Source organism: Saccharopolyspora aridisoli (assembly GCF_004348445.1).
In the GTDB taxonomy this organism is placed as follows: Bacteria; Actinomycetota; Actinomycetes; order Mycobacteriales; family Pseudonocardiaceae; genus Saccharopolyspora; species Saccharopolyspora aridisoli.
The window spans coordinates 131,026-149,208 of record NZ_SMKV01000016.1 but is presented as its reverse complement, the minus strand read 5'-3'; the positions used below and the strand labels follow the sequence as shown (position 1 = coordinate 149,208).

General features: G+C 69.3%; 16 protein-coding genes. 8 read left to right on the top strand and 8 right to left on the bottom strand.

Annotation, left to right across the window (positions count from 1 at the left end; all coding sequences use genetic code 11):
* The 3 genes from E1161_RS15425 to E1161_RS15415 form a co-directional block, all read right to left on the bottom strand.
* The coding region (locus tag E1161_RS15425) for an alkaline phosphatase family protein (RefSeq protein WP_132623947.1) at positions 1-1,155 on the bottom strand (1,155 nt) is incomplete at its 3' end.
* Entirely contained in the window at positions 1,152-2,786 is a 1,635-nt protein-coding gene (locus tag E1161_RS15420) for an alkaline phosphatase D family protein (protein ID WP_132623945.1), read from the bottom strand. The genes E1161_RS15420 and E1161_RS15425, both read right to left, overlap by 4 nt.
* A 99-nt stretch (positions 2,787-2,885) precedes the next feature.
* Positions 2,886-3,293 (bottom strand): RidA family protein, encoded by a 408-nt coding sequence (locus E1161_RS15415; protein WP_132623943.1) that lies wholly within the window; start codon positions 3,291-3,293, stop codon positions 2,886-2,888.
* 93 nt (positions 3,294-3,386) lie between these two features.
* Here E1161_RS15415 and E1161_RS15410 point away from each other — a divergent pair, with 93 nt between their 5' ends.
* From E1161_RS15410 to E1161_RS15380, 7 genes are all read left to right on the top strand, one after another.
* Positions 3,387-3,767, top strand: coding sequence for a winged helix-turn-helix transcriptional regulator (locus E1161_RS15410; protein ID WP_132623941.1), 381 nt, complete (start codon positions 3,387-3,389; stop codon positions 3,765-3,767).
* 175 nt (positions 3,768-3,942) lie between these two features.
* A complete protein-coding gene (locus tag E1161_RS15405; protein WP_132623939.1) occupies positions 3,943-4,959 on the top strand; it encodes a LacI family DNA-binding transcriptional regulator in 1,017 nt (338 codons plus the stop codon).
* 187 nt (positions 4,960-5,146) lie between these two features.
* Positions 5,147-6,436 carry an ABC transporter substrate-binding protein gene (locus E1161_RS15400; RefSeq protein ID WP_132623937.1) on the top strand — a complete coding sequence of 430 codons (1,290 nt, stop codon included), beginning with the start codon at positions 5,147-5,149 and terminating at the stop codon, positions 6,434-6,436.
* 58 nt (positions 6,437-6,494) lie between these two features.
* A complete protein-coding gene (locus tag E1161_RS15395) occupies positions 6,495-7,505 on the top strand; it encodes a carbohydrate ABC transporter permease (protein WP_132623935.1) in 1,011 nt (336 codons plus the stop codon).
* Entirely contained in the window at positions 7,505-8,347 is an 843-nt protein-coding gene (locus E1161_RS15390) for a carbohydrate ABC transporter permease (protein WP_132623933.1), read from the top strand. The genes E1161_RS15395 and E1161_RS15390 overlap by 1 nt, the downstream gene beginning before the upstream one ends.
* Positions 8,344-10,020, top strand: coding sequence for a glycoside hydrolase family 13 protein (locus E1161_RS15385; protein ID WP_132623931.1), 1,677 nt, complete (start codon positions 8,344-8,346; stop codon positions 10,018-10,020). The genes E1161_RS15390 and E1161_RS15385 overlap by 4 nt, the downstream gene beginning before the upstream one ends.
* A 283-nt stretch (positions 10,021-10,303) precedes the next feature.
* Positions 10,304-11,104, top strand: coding sequence for an alpha/beta fold hydrolase (locus E1161_RS15380; RefSeq protein WP_132623929.1), 801 nt, complete (start codon positions 10,304-10,306; stop codon positions 11,102-11,104).
* Between the two features lie 39 nt (positions 11,105-11,143).
* Here the strand turns inward: E1161_RS15380 and E1161_RS15375 are convergent, their stop codons facing one another.
* Positions 11,144-11,824: a polysaccharide deacetylase family protein gene (locus E1161_RS15375; protein ID WP_132623927.1), complete on the bottom strand. Its 681-nt coding sequence runs from the start codon at positions 11,822-11,824 to the stop codon at positions 11,144-11,146.
* 317 nt (positions 11,825-12,141) lie between these two features.
* On the opposite strand from E1161_RS15375, the gene E1161_RS15370 reads away from it, so the two are divergent.
* The gene (locus E1161_RS15370) at positions 12,142-13,452 is read left to right on the top strand and encodes an MFS transporter (RefSeq protein ID WP_132623925.1); all 1,311 of its coding nucleotides are present in this window, start codon (positions 12,142-12,144) and stop codon (positions 13,450-13,452) included.
* Positions 13,453-13,996: 544 nt separating this feature from the next.
* On the opposite strand, the gene E1161_RS15365 is transcribed toward E1161_RS15370, so the two are convergent.
* Genes E1161_RS15365 through E1161_RS15350 form a run of 4 tightly spaced genes read right to left on the bottom strand, consistent with a single transcriptional unit; the run spans position 13,997 to position 18,071 of the window.
* A complete protein-coding gene (locus E1161_RS15365; RefSeq protein ID WP_132623923.1) occupies positions 13,997-15,493 on the bottom strand; it encodes a sulfatase-like hydrolase/transferase in 1,497 nt (498 codons plus the stop codon).
* Complete coding sequence (locus tag E1161_RS15360; RefSeq protein WP_132623921.1) at positions 15,490-16,473, bottom strand: aliphatic sulfonate ABC transporter substrate-binding protein; 984 nt, start codon at positions 16,471-16,473, stop codon at positions 15,490-15,492. Before E1161_RS15360 ends, E1161_RS15365 begins: the two co-directional genes overlap by 4 nt.
* Positions 16,474-16,482: 9 nt before the next feature.
* Complete coding sequence (locus E1161_RS15355) at positions 16,483-17,271, bottom strand: ABC transporter ATP-binding protein (RefSeq protein WP_235875049.1); 789 nt, start codon at positions 17,269-17,271, stop codon at positions 16,483-16,485.
* On the bottom strand, positions 17,268-18,071 hold the full coding sequence (locus tag E1161_RS15350) for an ABC transporter permease (RefSeq protein ID WP_132623979.1): 804 nt from the start codon (positions 18,069-18,071) through the stop codon (positions 17,268-17,270). Before E1161_RS15350 ends, E1161_RS15355 begins: the two co-directional genes overlap by 4 nt.
* Positions 18,072-18,183 lie beyond the last annotated feature (112 nt).

Here is an 18,183-nt window from a genome sequence, read left to right as displayed (position 1 = left end):
CATCGTGGTCGCCGGGGAGGGGGACGTGCTGCCTCGGCGGATCGCGGGGTGGCCTCCGGTGATGAAGAACGGGATAAGTTCGGTCACCGGGTGCCCGTGGTTGCCCGGGATGGGGTTGGAAACCAGTTCCGGGTCGGTGAAGCGCCAGCCCTCGTCGCAGTAGGCGACCAGGTCACCGGCTTCCGGACCGAGGCGGAGTTCGGCGGGGTCGTGGACGGACAGCACGCCCTCCGTGGCCTCCGCCAGTTCGCGCATGCGCTGCACGGCCGCGGGGCGCTCGGCGTCGGGACCGGTGAAGTACAGCAGTTCCGCGCCCCCGTTCTGGGCGATCTCGGTGCGGCCCGCCAGCAGCGGGTCGGAGTCGAGGACCGGGCGGAGCGAGATCACCCGATGCGGCAGCGACCAGTCCATCGAGTGGTCGGCGAGGACCAGCAGCACGCTGCTCTCCCAGCGCCCGGTGCTGCGCAGGTGGTCGACGAAGCGGCCCACCTGGGCGTCCGCGGAGGCCAGCGCCGCCGTGCGGGCGGCGCGCAGCGTGGTGCCGGTCAGGTCGGTGTGGCCGACGCGGTCGACGTCGCCGAAGTTCGCGAACACGAGGTCCGGGTCCGCGCTGTCCACCACGGACACCAGCGCCTCGGCGGTGAACGCGTCCGGTGCGTGGCCGCTGATCGGCACGATCGGCTCCGGCTCCCAGCGGACCGTCGCGCGGGTGCCGAAGATGCCGTGGAGGTACTCCTTGCTCAGCACGCTCCCGGTCACCTTGCCGTGGCCGCGCAGGACTTCCAGCAGCGTCTCGGCCCGCAGATCGGAGGCGCGGTCGAGGGTCCGGACCTGGCCCTCGGCGCGGTCGAACACCGAGTTGGCCGGCACGCCAGTGCGGTCCGGCCGCAGGCCGCTCATCATCATGACGTGGTTCGGGATCGTCTCCATCACCGGCAGCGACCGCGCCGACGGGAACGACGTCCCGCTCTCGCGGAGCTCGTGCAGCCGAGGGGTGAGCGCCGGGCTGATCTCCTCGGGCCGGCACCCATCGACGACCAGCGCGTAGGCGCGCAGCTGCTTGGCGTCCGCCGCCCAGGCGGCCGGGGACGACGCCGACAACAGCACACCGGCACCTGCGGCGCGCAGGAAGCTGCGGCGGTTCAACGCATTCACCGGATTCCCTCCGAAACCTGGTGCACCTGCTGGCTTCCCGCAGGGACCTTGAACGAGACGGTGCGCTGGGCACCCGTGGACGGCTGGGTGCGGTCGTCCAGCGCGAACCAGTCCATCTGGACGCGCTCCGCGGTGACGTCCAGGACCGAGAAGCCGTGCGAGTCGAAGTCCAGGTGCTTCACGTGCGGGTTGTTCGCCCGGATCGCCGCCTCCACCGCCAACGAGGCGGTGCGCGGCGGGACGCGCAGGATGTCGTCGAGGTTGTCGCTGGTCACCGATGTGCAAACGAGCTCGGTGCCCACGGAGTTGCGGTCCTCGAGGTAGTTCGCGGGCGAGAAGGGCAGTTCGGCCGCCCACGCCGAGTGGATGTCGCCGGTGAGGAAGACGGTGTCGGTGATCCCCCGCTCGTGCAGCACGCCGAGGACCTCGTCGCGGTCGGCGGTGTACCCGTCCCACTGGTCGACGTTGTAGGGCAGCCCCTCGACCTCCGGTGTGCCGGTGAGCTCGCCGATCGCGCGGCGCTCTTCGATCGACAGCGTCGAGGGGAACCGCACCGGCGCGATCATCACCGGGTTGCCGATGAGCTTCCACTGGGCGGTGGAGTTCGCGAGGCCGCCGGTCAGCCAGCGCATCTGCTCGTCGCCGGTGATGGTGCGCGCCGGATCGCCGATCCCCGGGTCCAGCGGCGTGGCGACCTGCTGGCTCCGGTAGCTGCGCAGGTCCAACATGGACAGTTCGGCCAGCGCGCCGAACCGCAGCCGCCGGTGCAGGACGCCGCCGGGTTCGTAGCGCACCGGCATCCACTCGGCGTAGGCGCGCTGCGAGGCCGCCCTGCGGTCGGCCCAGGAGCCTTCGGCACCCTCGGTGTGGTTCTCGGCTCCACCCGACCACGCGTCGTTGGCGGACTCGTGGTCGTCCCAGGTGACCACGAACGGCACCGAGGCGTGCAGCTCGGCCAGGTCGGGGTCGGTCTTGTACTGGGCGTGGCGGCGCCGGTAGTGCTCCAGGTCCGTCATCTCCACCGGCGGGTCGTGCGGGCGGACCACGACGTCGCGGGCCTGGTACTCGCCGGGCGCGTACTCGTACAGGTAGTCACCGAGGTGGAGCACCGCGTCGAGGTCGCCGCGCGCCGCCAGGTGGCGGTAGGCGGCGAAGTGGCCGGCCTGCCAGTTCGAGCAGGACACCACTCCGACCCGCAGCCGCTGCAGCGGCGCGTCCGAGGTGGGCGCGGTGCGGGTGCGGCCGGTCCGGGACGTCTCGCCCAGCGCGCGGAACCGGTACCAGAGCCACTGCTCGGCGGGAAGACCGGCGACGTCGACCTTGACCGTGTGGTCGCGCCACGCCCCGGTGATCAGCGAGCCGCGCGCCACCACGTTCGCGAAGCCCTCGTCGGCGGCGACCTCCCAGTCCACGGCGCAGGACGCGCCGATGCCGGAGCCCGGCAGCGCATCCGGCCCCGGGGTGACCCGCGTCCACAGCACCACGCCGTCCGGGGTCGGGTCGCCGGAGGCGATGCCGTGGGCGAACACCGACCCCGATGCGGATGCGGTGGCGGTCAGCCCACCGATGCTCATCGCACCGGCGAGCACCCCACCGGCCTTGATCAACGACCGACGGCGGATCTGCGACATGATCCGGAAGATGTCACCCCGACGATGGCGTGTACACCCGTTCGGAGGAACGTTATCGTCCTGTTCACAGGTCTGCCGCTTGATCGACAACTCTGGTCGTCACTCCAGGACCGCGGTCGCTTCGATCTCGACGAGGTGCTCCGGGACGTCGAGCGCCACGATGCCGAACAGGGAGGCCGGGGGCACCGGTGCGGTGCCGAGAGCCTCTGCCGCTCGGGCGATCCCGTCGAGGACCTGCGGCATCTTGTCCGGAGTCCAGTCCACGACGTAGAAGGTCAGCTTCGCGACGTCGTCGAAGGTGCCACCCGCGGCCTTGAGCGCTTTGCCGACGTTGAGGTAGCACTGCACGATCTGCCCGGCGAGGTCCCCTTCCGCGACCGTCGCGCCGTCGGCGTCCCAGGAGACCTGGCCGGAGATGTGCACCAGCTTCGTGCCCGTCGCGATCGAGACGTGCCGGTAGATGTCGACCTCGGGCAGCCCGGGTGCGTTGGTCAGGGTGATGGCCATCGCGAACTCCTCGCTCTCTTGTGGTTACTTGAAAACCGTAGGAGAGTGAGCTCTGACGTGGAAGAACGCACTTTTTCGTTACTGAGGAACCTCATGGTGACCAAGCAGTTCAGCGGCTCGGCGGACGAGGCCGATCTGCGGCGGGCGGATTCGCTGGCGCGGGAGATCTTCTCCGACGTCGCCAACAAGTGGGCGTTGCTGATCATCGAGGCGCTCGGTGATCGCACCCTGCGGTTCAGCGAGCTGCGGAGCGAGGTCGAGGGCATCAGCCACAAGATGCTCACCCAGAACCTGCGCATGCTGGAGCGCAACGGGCTCGCCGCGCGCACCGCGCACCCCACCGTGCCGCCGCGCGTCGAGTACACCCTCACCGGGCCAGGTCGGGGCCTGCTGGCGACCGTCGACGCCATGTGCGAGTGGACCCACCGCCACATCGCCGACATCGACGAGGCCCGCCGCCGCTTCGGCGACTGAGAGCGCCGGCGGAGGTCCCCCGTCCGCTTGGCAGCGGCGCTCGCACGACTGGAACACCTGGTCACATGGCCTATGGCGCGGACATCTCACGGGGTGAACGCAAACGCTTGTGCACAAGACTCAGGCCACAGTACATTCCTCGCGATCTGGACAGCGGATCGATCGGGGAGGGCCAGTGGTCGGCATCGAGGAGGTCGCGCGGCGAGCAGGCGTCTCGCCGTCGACGGTGTCGCGCGCGCTGCGCGGACGCTCCGGGGTGTCGGACCGCACGCGGCATCGCATCGCCGAACTTGCCGCCGAACTCGACTACTCCATCTCCCGCTCGGCGTCCGGATTGGCGACCGGGCGCACGCTCTGCATCGGCGTCGTCGTCCCGTTCGTCTGGCGGTGGTTCTTCGGGCAGATCATCGGCGGCGCCGAACAGGTCCTGCGTGCCGGCGGTTACGACCTCATGCTCTACACCGCCGGTGACGTCGAGTCCCGCGAGCGGTTCTTCCGCGAACTGCCGGTGCGCGGGCGGGTGGACGCCGTGCTGGTGCTCTCGATGGACCTCACGGAGCAGGAAGCCGACCGGCTGCGCGGGCTGGACATGCCTCTGGGCCTGGTCGGGCACGACGCCGAGGGTTTCAGCTCGGTGCACATCGACGACCGGCTCGGCACCCGGATGGCCGTGCAGCACCTGATCGACCTCGGGCATCGCGACATCGCGATGATCGAAGGTCTGGAGCCGAAACCGCTGGGCGCCATCGCACCGATCACCCGCCGCGAGGCGTTCCTGCAGACCCTCCACGACAACGGCGTCGAACAGCGTCCCGAGTGGATGGTTCCCGGCGAGTTCTCGATCGCGGGCGGTGAGCGCGCGATGGACCGGCTGCTCGCTCAAAGCTCCTGTCCCACTGCCGTTTTCGCCTACGCCGACGAACTCGCCATGGGCGCGTTGCGCTCACTGCGCAGGCACGGGCGGTCGACCCCGGAGGACATGTCGATCGTGGGTTTCGACGACCACGAGATGAGCGAGTACGTGGACCTGACAACCGTCGCCCAGCCGGTGCGCGCCCAGGGAGCCACGGCCGCGCAATTGTTGATCGACCGATTGGAATCGAATTCTCGCGAGAGCACCGTCGTGCCTGTTCCGATCGAACTCGTGGTGCGAGGGTCAACAGCCCCTCCGCGCAGGAGCGCGGAACTGTGAGGAGATGAAGGAGGCTGGTAAGCGCAGGTGAGAACCTGCCGTTCGCTGGCGATCTGGAAGCGGGTGCATCGCGCCCGGCGCAATTCGACGAATCGAAGACCGAACGACCGCACGATGCCACTGGATCGATCCGGTGCATTGCGCGGCGATCCCCCGTGCGCTCGATAAGTCCTCAATGGAGAGTGACATGAGACAGAGAAATCGGTTAGCTATCGCCGCGGTGCTGACGTGCACCGCCGCACTGACCGCCGGCTGCGGCGGTTCGGCCACCAACGAGCCCTCGGCGGCGCTCGAAGGCCGGGGCCCGATCACCTTCGTGGCGGGCAAGGACGAGGAGAACGTCAACCCCAAGATCGTCGAAGCGTGGAACAAGGCGCACCCCGACGAGCAGGTCCGCTTCATCGAGCTCTCCTCCTCCGCCGATGACCAGCGCCAGCAGATGGTGCAGAACGCGCAGACCAAGTCCGATGCGTTCACCGTGCTCGACCTCGACAACGTCTGGACCGCGGAGTTCGCCGCGAACCGCTGGATCACCGAACTGCCGGAGGAGCAGTTCGGCATCGACGAGTTCGTGCCGACCACCGTCGAGACCTCGCTGTACCGGGACCGGCTCTACGGCGTCCCCGCCACCTCCGACGGCGCGATGCTCTACTTCCGCGAGGACCTGCTGGCCAAGGCCGGTGCGCAGCCCCCGACGACGTGGGACGAGATGCGCCAGGCCTGCGACAAGGTGCTCGCCCTGCCGGAAGCCGCCGGGATGTCCTGCTTCGCCGGGCAGTACGAGAAGTACGAGGGGCTCACCGTCAACTTCGCCGAGGCGGTGCACGGCGCCGGCGGCATGATCACCGACCCCAGCGGCAAACCCCACGTCAACACGCCCGAGGCCAAGCGCGGTCTGGACGCGCTCGTCGAGGGATTCCGCTCCGGGACGATCCCTCGCGAAGCGATCACCTTCAAGGAGACCGAGACGCGCCGCGCCTTCATGGAAGGCAAGCTCGTGTTCAGCCGCGCCTGGCCGAACCAGTACTCGCACTCCGCCAAGACCGACGGTTCTTCCGGCGTGGCGGGCAAGTTCGACGTCGCGCCGCTGCCCGGCGTCGCCGGTCCCGGCGTCTCCAGCCTCGGCGGCCACAGCCTGGCGATCTCCTCGTTCGCCAAGAACAAGGCCACCGCGGTCGACTTCATCAAGTTCGCCACCGCCCCCGAGCAGCAGCGGCTGCGGCTGGACCAGGGCTCGCTGGCCCCCACCCGCAGCGCGCTCTACGACGACCCGTCGATGCAGGCCAAGTACCCGTACCTGCCTCTGCTCAAGAAGTCCATCGAGGGCGCCGAGCCGCGTCCCCGGGTGATCAAGTACGGCGAGGTGACCGACGTGATCCAGGAGCACGTCTACGCGGCGTTGCGCGGTGAGAAGTCCTCCGAGCAGGCGCTGGCCGATCTGCAGGCCCGGCTCAAAGAGCTGACCGGACAGCAGTGAGCGCGAGGGGCGGCGCTGGTTCGCGGCGCCGCCCCTGGGACTCGCGGGGAGGTAGATGATGACGACAGAAGTGGAATCCGCCGCTGTGCCCTCGTCCGGGCGCCTCGCGGCGCGCGATCGCCGCAAGAGGAGATCGCCCCAGGCCGCCGCCGTCGCGCGACTGGCCGGAATGCTGGTGTCGCCGACGTTGCTGGTGCTCGGTCTGGTGGTGGTCTACCCGATCGTCGCGGCGCTGCGCCAGTCGCTCTTCACCGAGGGCCAAGGCGTCGACGCCGAGGGCTTCGTGGTCGAGGGCGAGCAGTTCGCCGGGCTCGGCAACTACAGCGAGGTGTTCACCGGTCCCGCCGCCGCGCGGTTCTGGAACGCCATGTGGAACACGACCTTCTTCACCACGACGACGGTCGTCCTGGAAGCGGCGCTCGGCGTGGCGATGGCGTTGATCATGCACCGAGCGTTCCGCGGGCGCGGTCTGGTGCGCGCGAGCGTGCTGGTGCCGTGGGCGATCCCGACCGCGGTCTCGGCGCTGCTGTGGCGGTGGATCTTCGCCTCCGACGGCGTGGTCAACGCGATGCTCGGAACGCAGGTGCTCTGGAGCGCCGACGGCGGACCGGCGAAGCTGGCGGTGATCGTGGCAGAGGTGTGGAAGACGGCACCGTTCGTGGGTCTGCTGGTGCTGGCGGGCCTGCAGTTGATCCCACGCGACGTCTTCGAAGCCGCGCGGGTCGACGGCGCCACCGCCTGGCAGCGTTTCGCGCACATCACGCTCCCCCTGGTGCGTCCGGCGCTGCTGGTGGCGGTGCTGTTCCGGATGCTCGACTCGCTGCGCATGTTCGACCTGCCCTTCGTGCTGATCGGGCAGCAGAAGGAATCGGTGGAGACGCTGTCGATGCTGGCCTGGCAGGAGGCCACCAACGTGCGGTACGGGCCCGCGGCGGCCTACGCGACGATCATGTTCTGCTACGTCGCCGTCGTGGCCTTCGCCTTCGTCAAGCTGCTGGGCGCGGACCTGCTGGGTGAGGCCCGCTCGCAGGTGAAAGCCGCGCGCAAGCCCCGGAAGGCGGTGGCGTGATGACCGGTTCGCCCTCGGTCCGACACTGGAAGCGCTGGTTGCCGCACGCGGGTGTCGCGGTGATCGTGCTGTACTGCCTGGCCCCGTTCTACTGGATGACGGCCACCGCGTTCCGGCGCCCGTCCGACCAGTTCGACCTCAGCCCGCTGCCCGCGGTGTGGTCGCTGGAGAACTTCCGCGCCGTCTTCGACCCCGACGTGGGGTTCGGCTGGGCGCTGCTGAACAGCTTCGTGGTCGCCTCGGTGACCACGCTGCTGACCCTGGTCATCGGCATGACGACCGCCTACGCGTTGGCGCGGTTGCAGTTCCGCGGCAAGAACGCGGTGCTGGCGCTGATCATCGCCTGCTCGATGTTCCCCGGGATCTCGCTGATCGTGCCGCTGCTCAAGCTGTTCACCGACATCGGCTGGATCAACACCTACCAGGCGATGGTGCTGCCGAGCCTGTCGTTCGCGCTGCCGCTGGCGGTGTGGAACCTGACGACGTTCTTCCGCCAGATGCCGGTGGAGCTGGAGCAGGCGGCGATGGTGGACGGCTGCACGCCCGGTCAGGCCTTCCGCAAGGTGATCGTCCCGCTGGCGGCGCCCGGCGTGTTCACCACGGCGATCCTGACCTTCATCATGGCCTGGAACGAGTTCATCATCGCGCTGACCATGGTCAACGAGAAGGAGATGCAGACCGTCACGGTCGCCATCTCGAAGTTCGTCGGCGCGCAGGGGCACGAACAGCCCTTCGGCACCCAGATGGCGGCAGGCGTGATCGTCACCGTGCCGCTGGTCGTCGCCGTGCTGATCTTCCAGCGCCGCATCATCGCCGGTCTGACCTCGGGCGGGCTCAAATGACAGCAGTGGACTCGTTCGGAGGAGGAGGCCCGTTGCAGCACAATCGCTCTGATGACGACCCGTGGTGGCGCGACGCGGTGATCTACCAGGTCTACATCCGCAGCTTCGCCGACGGCGACGGCGACGGGATGGGCGACATCGAGGGCATCCGGTCGAAGTTGCCCTACCTGCGGGACCTGGGTGTCGACGCGTTGTGGATCAACCCGTGGTACCGCTCGCCGCAGGCGGACGCGGGCTACGACGTGGCCGACTTCCGCGACATCGATCCGCGCTTCGGCACCCTCGCCGACGCGGAGAAGCTGATCGCCGACGCGCACGAGCACGGGCTGCGCATCATCCCGGACATCGTGCCCAACCACACCTCCGACCAGCACCGCTGGTTCCAGGCCGCACTCGCCGCCGGACCGGGAACGGCGGAGCGCCAGCGCTTCGTCTTCCGGCCCGGCCTGGGCGCCGACGGTGACCGGCCGCCGAACAACTGGCGGTCGGTGTTCGGCGGTCCCGCCTGGACCCGGGTGGCCGACGGGGAGTGGTACCTGCACCTGTTCGCACCTGAACAGCCCGATCTCAACTGGGCGAACCCCGAGGTCCACGACGAGTTCGCCGACGTCCTGCGGTTCTGGTTCGACCGCGGCGTGGACGGCTTCCGAATCGACGTCGCGCACGGACTGGTCAAGGACCCGGAGTTGCCGGACCTGACCGGCGAACCGGACGAGCGCCTCGCGCACCCGCACTGGGACCGCGATGAGGTGCACGAGATCTACCGCCGGTGGCGCCGCATCGCCGACGAGTACCCGGGGGAGCGCAAGTTCGTCGCCGAGGCTTGGGCGCCGTCGCCGGAACGGCTCGCCCGGTACCTGCGGCCGGGTGGTCTGCACACAGCGTTCAACTTCGACTTCCTGAAGTGCCCGTGGAGCCCGGAGCGGATGCGCGAGGTCATCGACTCGACGATGGCGAGCTTGACCGCCGTGGGTGCACCGCCGACGTGGGTGTTGTCCAACCACGACGTGCCCCGCCACGTGACCCGGTACGGCAGGGAAACCGCGTGGGTGCCGCACGACCAGCGCGCGATCGGCGAGGACGAGCTGGTGCTCGACGAACCGGACCTGGCCCGCGGAACCCGCCGGTCGCGGGCGGCGGCGCTGCTGATGCTCGCGCTGCCCGGCGGCGCCTACGTCTACCAAGGAGAGGAGCTCGGGCTCCCGGAGGTCGAGGACCTCCCCGAGGAGGCCCTGCAAGACCCGATGTGGGAGCGCTCGGGTCACACCGAGCGGGGTCGCGACGGATGCCGGGTGCCGCTGCCGTGGTCGGGTTCGGCCCCGCCGTTCGGCTTCGGCCCCCACGGTTCCGCGGAACCCTGGCTCCCCCAGCCGGCTGACTGGCAAGACCGGACCGCCGAGGCGCAGGACGGCGATGCGGCCTCGACGCTGGAGCTCTACCGCGCGGCACTGCGTCTGCGGCGCGAGCTCGGCGCGCTGGGCGAAGGCGGGATGCGCTGGCTGGACTCCCCCAGCGGCGTCCTGGCGTTCCACCGCGAACCCGGGTTCACCTGCGTGGTCAACATGTCGAGCGAGCCCCAGCCGCTGCCCGAGCACGACCGGGTCCTGCTCGCCAGCGACGACCTGGCCGACGACCACCTGCCCACCGACACAGCGGTGTGGTTGGCCGACTGAACAACGGCACCACTTCCGGCCCCGGCGGCACCACCCGGACTACCGCCGTCATCGGGTCCCAATCACCCCTGCAGTTCCAGCGCCCACCGGCCCTCTGACCGGGTTTCCACTGAAATCCGCGAGGCGGCGGCCCTCTTCGTTGCCGGTGGGCGAGCTGAACCAGGGCAGCGCACTCGTCGTTTCGCCCTGCCGGACATCCCGGCGATGCGCTAGACGATCCCGACCCAGCCCTGGGGCGTGGGGGTTTCCGCGGGAACCCCCACGCCCGGGGCCGGGGCGTGCCATGCTGACCGAACCCCGGGTCCAGGAGGAGCACGTGCCGATCGCGCAGCGCGGTGGTCTGAAGATCGCTTACGAGGTCGTTGGTGCCGGGCCACCGCTGGTGCTGCACCCGGGTATGTTCCAGACCGGCGCGCAGTGGACCAGGGCTGGTTACACCTCGGTCCTCGCGACCACCCACACGGTGATCACCGTCGATCCGCTCGGGCTCGGCGCGAGCTCAGCCCCGGTAACACCCGCCGACTACTCGCTGGCCCGTCGCGCGGAGTCCGTCACGGCCGTCCTCGACGACCTCGGACTGGGCGAAACGGCGTTCTGGGGCTATTCGCTCGGTGCCCTGACCGGCTACGCCGTCGCGTTGCACGCACCGGACCGGCTCAGCTGCCTCGTGGCGGGCGCTTTCGACCCGATCAACGGTTTCCGCTCGGCGGTCGAGGCCATGCTCGACGAGCTCGGGCTCCCCGCTGACACCGATCCCTGGCCGCTGATGCGGCAGGGCGCTCGCGCCAACCCCGCCTACGCGGCCGTCATCGACGCCGTCGCCCCTGAGGCGCTCCGCGCGAACTACGAGGCCTTCCGCGACGAACCGGGCGTCCACGAATCACTGGAACGCGCCACCGTCCCGCAGCTGATGTACGCGGGCACGGCCGATCCCTGGCACGACCCGATGCGCACCTTCGCGACCCGGACCGGCACTCCGTTCGCCTCCATCCCGGACGCGGACCACGTCCGAGCCTGGCGCAACACGGCGGAAGTCCTGAGCCACGCCCACCCGTTCCTCACCCGCGAGCAGGACCAGGGCTGACCGTCGGGCACTCCCCTCGCGACACAGCGGTCCACCACCTCACGGGAGTTCGTCGGGGGCAACCGCCTGGCCGGTGCGCGGCGAGATCGCTCCCGGGCAGAGGCCCTTGCCCTCCAGGACCTCCGCGATCCTGGGGATCGCTTCGAGGGTGTTGGGCGCCCAGTCGTGCATGAGGATGACCTGGCCGTCGGTGAGGCGGGCGTTGGCCTCCACGATCTGGTCGACCGTGGCGTTGTTCCAGTCCAAGGAGTCGACGTCCCAGATGATCTCGGTGAGGCCGTGGGACTCGGCGACCCCGCGCAGGGTTTCGTTGGTCTCCCCGTAGGGCGGGCGGAACAGGTTCGGGGTCCCGCCGCCCGCGCCGGCGATGGCCTCCTGCGCGCGGGAGATCTCATCGTCCATTTCGGACCGGGTCAGCTGCGTCATGTGCAGGTGGCCGTAGCTGTGGTTGCCTACCCACATCCCCGCGTCGACCTGCTCCTCCACCAGCGCCGGGTGCGCGTCCGCGCCGTCGCCGCGGTTGAACATCGTTGCGCGCAAACCATTCTCCCGCAGGGCGTTCAGCAGCTCCGCTGTGGTGTCGCCGGGCCCGTCGTCGAAGGTGAGCCCGACGTGGCCCGAGCACGCGGGCCGAGCGGAGGCCGCCGCCGGGGCCACCAGAACCGCCGCCACCAAGACCACGCCGGCGACGCAGGCGCGCGCCCTCGTCCTCGCTGACATGTCCACCGCATCCTCTCGAGCGCGCTGACGTGAGACTGACGATCGGACCGAGTATGCGGTGACGCGGAAGCGCGGTCAACCGCGCTTTCCGAAACACTTTCGACGCACACAGCTCGAAACAGCACACCCTCGAAGCACAGCTGGGAGGGAAATGACGGAAGAGAGACTCGTCGACGACCCTTTTCCGAAACTTTCTACCGAGATCGGTCGAGACGTGCCTCTTGTGATGATTCGCCCGGATCGCTACGGTCCCTAAAACTTACACCGTTAGTTATTTGGGTCACAGCCGCAGCTCAACACCCCCGGAGGTCGACCGAATGGCCGCCACCGCGACGAGTGCGCGTCGAGTCGCGCTCGCCAGCCTCATCGGCACCACCATCGAGTGGTACGACTTCTTCATCTACGGCACCGCCGCAGCGCTGGTGTTCAACCAGTTGTTCTTCCCGAAGTTCGACCCCGTCGTGGGCACCGTCGCCGCCTTCGCGACCTTCGCCGTCGGCTTCCTGGCGCGCCCGGTCGGCGGCGTGCTGTTCGCCCACTACGGCGACAAGCTCGGGCGCAAACCCATGCTCATCGGCTCGCTGATGCTGATGGGCGTCGCGACGCTGCTGATGGGACTGCTACCGACCTACGCCACGATCGGCGTGTGGGCCCCGATCCTGCTGACGCTGCTGCGCTTCACCCAGGGCATCGGCGTCGGCGGCGAGTGGGGCGGAGCGGCGCTCATGGCCGTCGAGCACGCGCCGAAGGGGAAACGCGGTTTCTACGGGAGCTGGCCGCAGGTGGGTGTGCCGGCGGGACTGCTGCTGGGCAACCTGACGTTCACGGCGCTGTCGGCGAACATGTCCGAGGAGACTTTCCTCGCGTGGGGCTGGCGTGTCCCGTTCCTGTGCAGCGCTGCTCTGATCGTCGTCGGCTTCGCCATCCGGCTCAGGATCAGCGAGAGCCCCGTGTTCCAGCAGGCCGTGCAGCGCGACGAGAAGGAGCGCGCCCAGCGGATGCCGGTGATCGAGGTGCTGCGCGAGCACCCGAAGACGATCCTGCTCGCCGCCGGGTCCTTCCTCGCCACCAACGCCACGTTCTACGTCGGCACCACCTGGATCGTCTCCTACGCCACCAAGACCCTCGACTACGAGCGCACGACGATCCTGAGCGCGAACGCGTTGCTGGCGGCGGTCGACATCCCGCTCATGATGGCGTTCGGCCTGCTCTCGGACCGCATGGGCCGACGTGGCATGGCGCTGGGCGGGATGCTGGCGCTCGGCCTGTTCGCGGTGCCCTGGATCATGCTGGTCGACAGCGGCTCGATCGGGCTGTTCCTGCTGGCCGGGCTGGTCGTGCAGGCGTGCCGCACCGCCGTCTACGGGCCGCAGTCGGCGTTCTTCTCGGAGCTGTTCAGCACCCGGCTCCGCTACAGCGGCGCCTCGCTGGCTTACCAGATCGCGGCGATCCTCGGCGGCGGCATCGCTCCGATGATCTGCACCGCGCTGTTCGCGGCGACGGGAAGCTCCTTCTCCATCGCCGGGTACGTCGTCGTGCTGTGCCTGATCTCGTTCGTGTCGACCTACCTGCTCGCCGAGACCTACAAGCGCGACCTCAGCGACGCACCGACTCCGACCAAGCTCTGAGCGGTGCGTACCCAGCGCGCATTCCCTCGGCACGCACACGGTGGTCCTCGACGATCCGCAGGAACCCGAACGCGTCGTTGACCCACCACCTCGATGAGGACGAGCGCACCGTCCTCGACGAGCCATCGCCCGAAGCGAGGGCCCATCGCAGCACCAGCACTGGAACACCGAGTGCACAACGGGTTCCGGCAGCTCACCAGCTGCCGGAACCCGTGCGCGATCGCTTGAGCACCGAAGGCGACGTCCGAGGACTGGGGCCGGGGGCGGTTCGGTCCGTCCAGGTGTCGATCTGCCCAGGAGTTGGCGTGCCCCTCCGTCTCGACGAAGCCCAGGAGGAGGGAGTTGACGCGGATGCCGTGCGGGCCCATCGTTGGCGAGCCCCTTGCTGTAGGCGGCCAGCGCGGACTTGGCGCTGGCGCACGGCAGCGGGGCCGTGGAGGGGAGACACCGGGTGGGCGATCGAGGTGAGGACCACGATCGCGCCGGAGCCTCGGTCAACTCCGACGCAACCGGAGCGCGGTTGATCCGCGACCTGACGGCCTGATCAGCGCTGGTAGCTGCCCTCGTCGAGGCCGCTGAGGGTGGGGTCGTAGGCGACTTCTCCGACCTCGTACATCGAGGTCATCCAGTGGTAGAAGTTGTCACCCCGCTCTCGGAGCAGGTCGTAGAGCCGGCGCATCAGACCGGCTCGGACCTCCGCCATCTCCGGGTGCGGGTAGCGGTTGATGAGCTCGTCCGGGTCGGCTTCGAGGTCGTAGAGCTCGTTGACCGAGTCCGGGTTGACCACGAGCTTGTACCGGTCGGTGCGCAGCATTCGCTGCGGGTACGGGAAGTGGTGCCCGTGGAACTCGCAGACGATCTCCTCGGGCCACTCCACACCGTCCTCATCGGACACGAGCGGGAGCAGGCTCCGGGAATCCACGGCGGGTTCCGGATCGATGCCGGCCAGTTCGAGGATGGTGGCGGTGCAGTCCAGCAGGCTGACGAACTCCGACCGCACCACTCCCCCCGGCTCACCGGGCACGCGCACGATGCCCGGCGTCCGGTAGATGTCCTCGTACATCGCCGGCCCCTTGTCGTGCAGCCGGTGGGAACCGGTGAACTCGCCGTGGTCGCAGGTGAAGAACACCACCGTGTCGTCGGCCAGGCCCAGGCGCCGCATCGCGTCGAGGACCCGACCGATCTCGTGATCGATCAGCGCCACGTACCCCCAGTACACGGCGATGAGCTTGCGGGTGGTCTCCAGCGGCATCGTGTCGAACGTCCAGTGCGCGCTGTAGTTCTGCTGCACCGGGGGTTTTCCGTGGAAGGTCTCGGCGACCGAACGCGGCAGCGGTACCTCCTCCGAGTCGAACATGTCGAAGAACTCGTCGGGGATGATGTAGGGCAGGTGCGGGCCGAAGAAGCTCAGCTCCAGGAAGAACGGCTTGTCGTGCTCGCGTGCGTCGGCGGCGTAGCGTTCCATCATCTCGATGGCGCGGGTCGCCAGGTAGTGCTCGAAGGTCGCCTCCACGGGTTGGCGCAACCGCGCCGCCAGCAGGTTGCCCGGACCGCCGTTGGGCAGGGTGCCGCGGATGCGGTCGCTGATCTCGTACGGCGGGAGGTCGTTGTCGGCGAGGTGGGCCAGGTAGTCGGGGTGGTCGACCGGGTTGTGCCAGCCCGGGAGGTTCGGCCCGTCGAAACCGAAGTCACCGGCTGACTTCCGCGTCCCGACGTGCCACTTGCCGATGAGCCCGCAGTTGTAGCCGCGGCCGCGCAACGCTTCCGAGAACGTGAACTGGCCCTCGGGCAGGTCCTCGATGTAGCCGACGTTGCGCTCGTAGTTGGCCAGCAGCTTGTGCCGGAACGGTGCCTGCCCGGTGAGCAGGCTGGCGCGCGCGGGCGTGCAGATGGCGGTCGGGGTGTACCAGCGGTCGAAGCGGGTCCCGGTGGCGGCCAGCTCGTCGAGGTTCGGCGTCGCGGCCATCGGGTTGCCGTAGGCGCCGAGGGTGTCGGTCCGGTGCTGGTCGGTCATCAGGAACAGGATGTTGCGCTGGTTCACGGTCGGCCCGCCGAGGTGAACAGATCGCCTGTGTAGTAGTTCTCGGGCCCGGTGCTCCCCTTGAGCTGGCCGGTCCCGGTGAAGTAGGAGTCCATGGTGGACAACCAGTTCCGCACGGTGCCGTCGGCCGTCATCCGGTCCAGCTCCTCGGCGCCGAGCACCTGCACGTTCGCGGCGTCGGCGCGAACCTGCGCCGGATCCTTCTCGAGCAGCTCGGCGGTCAGCTCGATGGTGCGCTCGGGGTTGGCAGAGCGGTACCGCATCGCCTCCCGCAGCACCGCCAGCACGCGCCTGGCCTTGTCCTGCTGACCGGTCACCACGTCGTTGCCCGCGACGAAGGCGGTCGGGAACTCCACCTCCCCGCGGAAGTCGGAGTTCCTGGCCAGCTCGACCAGACCCGGGACCTGCTTCGTGATCGTGTCGATCGCCGGGTACCAGAACCCGGCCGCGTCGATGCGCTTGGCGGAGAAGGCGGAGACGATCGTCGAGGCGTCCATCGGCACGACCTTGACGTCGTTCTCCGTCATCCCGGCCCGTCGCAGCGCCAGATCGAGGATCATCTCCCCGGAGGTGCCCCGCGGAACCCCGATCGTCTTGCCCCGCAGGTCGGCCATGCCGCCGGTGCCGGGCTGCGCGATGACGCGGTCGGCGTTGCCGAGCGTGTTCAGCGCGACGACCTTGGCCTGACCGGAAGCGGGCAGCCACATCGCGCCCGGGCCGATGTAGCCGAAGTCCAGGTCACCGCTGCCCAGCGCCTGGACCTGCAGCGGCCCGTTGGTGAACACGCTGGCCGTGGCGTCGAGACCGTGCTTCCCCCACAGCTCCTGGTCCTCGGCGACCGCGAGGAGGCTGGCGCCGTTGTAGTCGCCGATGTAGCCGAACCGGACCTCGTTGGACGCCTCCGAACCGCCACCACACCCGGTGAGCGCCACGACGATCCCGGCGAGCGCGCCGGCGAGCCATCTCTTCCTGCTGGTCATGGCGTCCTCTCAGTCCCGCGCCGGGACGGCGCGGTCGTTGTCCTGGTGGTAGACGGAGTTCCAGACCCGATGGCGCAGCGCGGTGAACTCCGCGCTCAGCCGGACCTCTTCGGTGCGCGGGTGCGGCAGTTCGACCTCGACGACGTCGTAGATGCGGCCGGGCCGGGAGGCCATCACGATCACCCGGTCGGCCAGGTACACGGCCTCGTCGACGTCGTGGGTGATGAACAGGACCGTCCGCCGCTCCTGGTCCCAGGCGCTGAGCAGTTGGTCCTGGAGCTTGACCCTGGTCAGCGCGTCGAGGGCCCCGAAGGGTTCGTCCATCAGCAGGATCGCCGGGTTCACGGCGTAGGCGCGGGCGATGGCGCAGCGCTGCCGCATCCCGCCCGAGAGGGCCTTGGGCAGCACGTCGGCGAAGTAGGTCAGCCCGACGACGTCGATGAAGTGCTCCGCACGCGCCCGGCGCTCATCCCGTGGCACGCCCGCGATCTTCAGCCCGAACTCGACGTTGCCGCGCACGGTCAGCCACGGGAACAGCGCGTACTGCTGGAAGATCACCCCGCGGTCCGGACCGGGGCCGGATACCGGGACGCCGTCGACGAGGGCGCGTCCCGCGGTCGGTTCCCCCAGCCCGGCGAGGATGTTGAGCAGGGTGCTCTTGCCGCATCCGGAGGGGCCGACGACGGTGACGAACTCGTTCTCGGCGATCTCCAGGGACACGTCGTCGAGCGCGACGAGCCGATCGCGGCCGAGGTCGAAGGACTTGGTCACGCCGTCCAGGGCGATCTTGGGGTTCACTGCCGCTCCTGCCATCCGGTCAGCTTGCGTTCGGCGAGCAGCAGCAGCCGGTCCATGACCAAGCCGAGGACGCCGATGGTGATCAGGCTGACGAAGATCGTCGGTAGGTCGTAGTACAGCTGGGCGTTCTGCATCCGGAAGCCGAGACCTCCTTGCGCGGCGATGAGTTCGGCCGCCACCACCGTCGCCCACGCCGATCCGAGGCCGACGCGCATGCCGACGAGGATGAACGGCGCGGACGCCGGCACCACGACCTTGCCGAAGATCGTCGCGTCCCCGGCTCCCAGGACCCGCGCGGCGTTGATCAGCGTCGGATCCACCGTGACCACTCCCTGCAGCGTCGAGATGACGCAGGCCAGGAACGCGGCCAGGAAGATCACGAAGATTTTCGGGACCTCGCCGATGCCCATCAGCACGATCGCCAGCGGGATGATGGCCAGCGGCGGGATGGTGCGGAAGAACTGCACCCACGGCTCGGCCAGCGCGCGCACCGGCCGGTACCAGCCCATCAGGAAGCCCATCACGACCGCCAGCGCGGTGCCCAGCGCGAACCCGGCCAGCACCCGCCCGAGGCTGGCCGCGGTGTCGTCGAGCAAGGTTCCCTCGGCGGCCATCTCGACCGCCCTGGCGGCGACCTCGGGTGGTGCCGGGATCTTGATGCCCAGCGCCGCGAGGAACCACCACACACCGATGCCGAGCAGGATCGAGGCGGCGTTGAGCACCAGCGGCGCGCTGCGCCTGCGTGGCGCGGGCCCCGGATCGGCCTTCGGCGCGGCGTCGCGCTCGCTGAGGACTGCCATGGTCGGGTACTCCTTCATGCCGAAGAGCGCAGTTCGGTGCCGGTTCCGGGTAGTCGGCGAGCAGGGGTGAGCTGCGGAAGAGCGCGGCCAGGGCTCCGGTGGCGCCGTCGTC

What these genes read in the sequence shown, in the direction of transcription:
- E1161_RS15420 (WP_132623945.1), bottom strand. Translation starts at nt 2,786, where the DNA reads ATGTCGCAGATCCGCCGTCGGTCGTTGATCAAGGCCGGTGGGGTGCTC.
- E1161_RS15415 (WP_132623943.1), bottom strand. Translation starts at nt 3,293, where the DNA reads ATGGCCATCACCCTGACCAACGCACCCGGGCTGCCCGAGGTCGACATC.
- E1161_RS15410 (WP_132623941.1), top strand. Translation starts at nt 3,387, where the DNA reads ATGGTGACCAAGCAGTTCAGCGGCTCGGCGGACGAGGCCGATCTGCGG.
- E1161_RS15400 (WP_132623937.1), top strand. Translation starts at nt 5,147, where the DNA reads ATGAGACAGAGAAATCGGTTAGCTATCGCCGCGGTGCTGACGTGCACC.
- E1161_RS15395 (WP_132623935.1), top strand. Translation starts at nt 6,495, where the DNA reads ATGACGACAGAAGTGGAATCCGCCGCTGTGCCCTCGTCCGGGCGCCTC.
- E1161_RS15390 (WP_132623933.1), top strand. Translation starts at nt 7,505, where the DNA reads ATGACCGGTTCGCCCTCGGTCCGACACTGGAAGCGCTGGTTGCCGCAC.
- E1161_RS15385 (WP_132623931.1), top strand. Translation starts at nt 8,344, where the DNA reads ATGACAGCAGTGGACTCGTTCGGAGGAGGAGGCCCGTTGCAGCACAAT.
- E1161_RS15380 (WP_132623929.1), top strand. Translation starts at nt 10,304, where the DNA reads ATGCTGACCGAACCCCGGGTCCAGGAGGAGCACGTGCCGATCGCGCAG.
- E1161_RS15375 (WP_132623927.1), bottom strand. Translation starts at nt 11,824, where the DNA reads ATGTCAGCGAGGACGAGGGCGCGCGCCTGCGTCGCCGGCGTGGTCTTG.
- E1161_RS15370 (WP_132623925.1), top strand. Translation starts at nt 12,142, where the DNA reads ATGGCCGCCACCGCGACGAGTGCGCGTCGAGTCGCGCTCGCCAGCCTC.
- E1161_RS15360 (WP_132623921.1), bottom strand. Translation starts at nt 16,473, where the DNA reads ATGACCAGCAGGAAGAGATGGCTCGCCGGCGCGCTCGCCGGGATCGTC.
- E1161_RS15350 (WP_132623979.1), bottom strand. Translation starts at nt 18,071, where the DNA reads ATGGCAGTCCTCAGCGAGCGCGACGCCGCGCCGAAGGCCGATCCGGGG.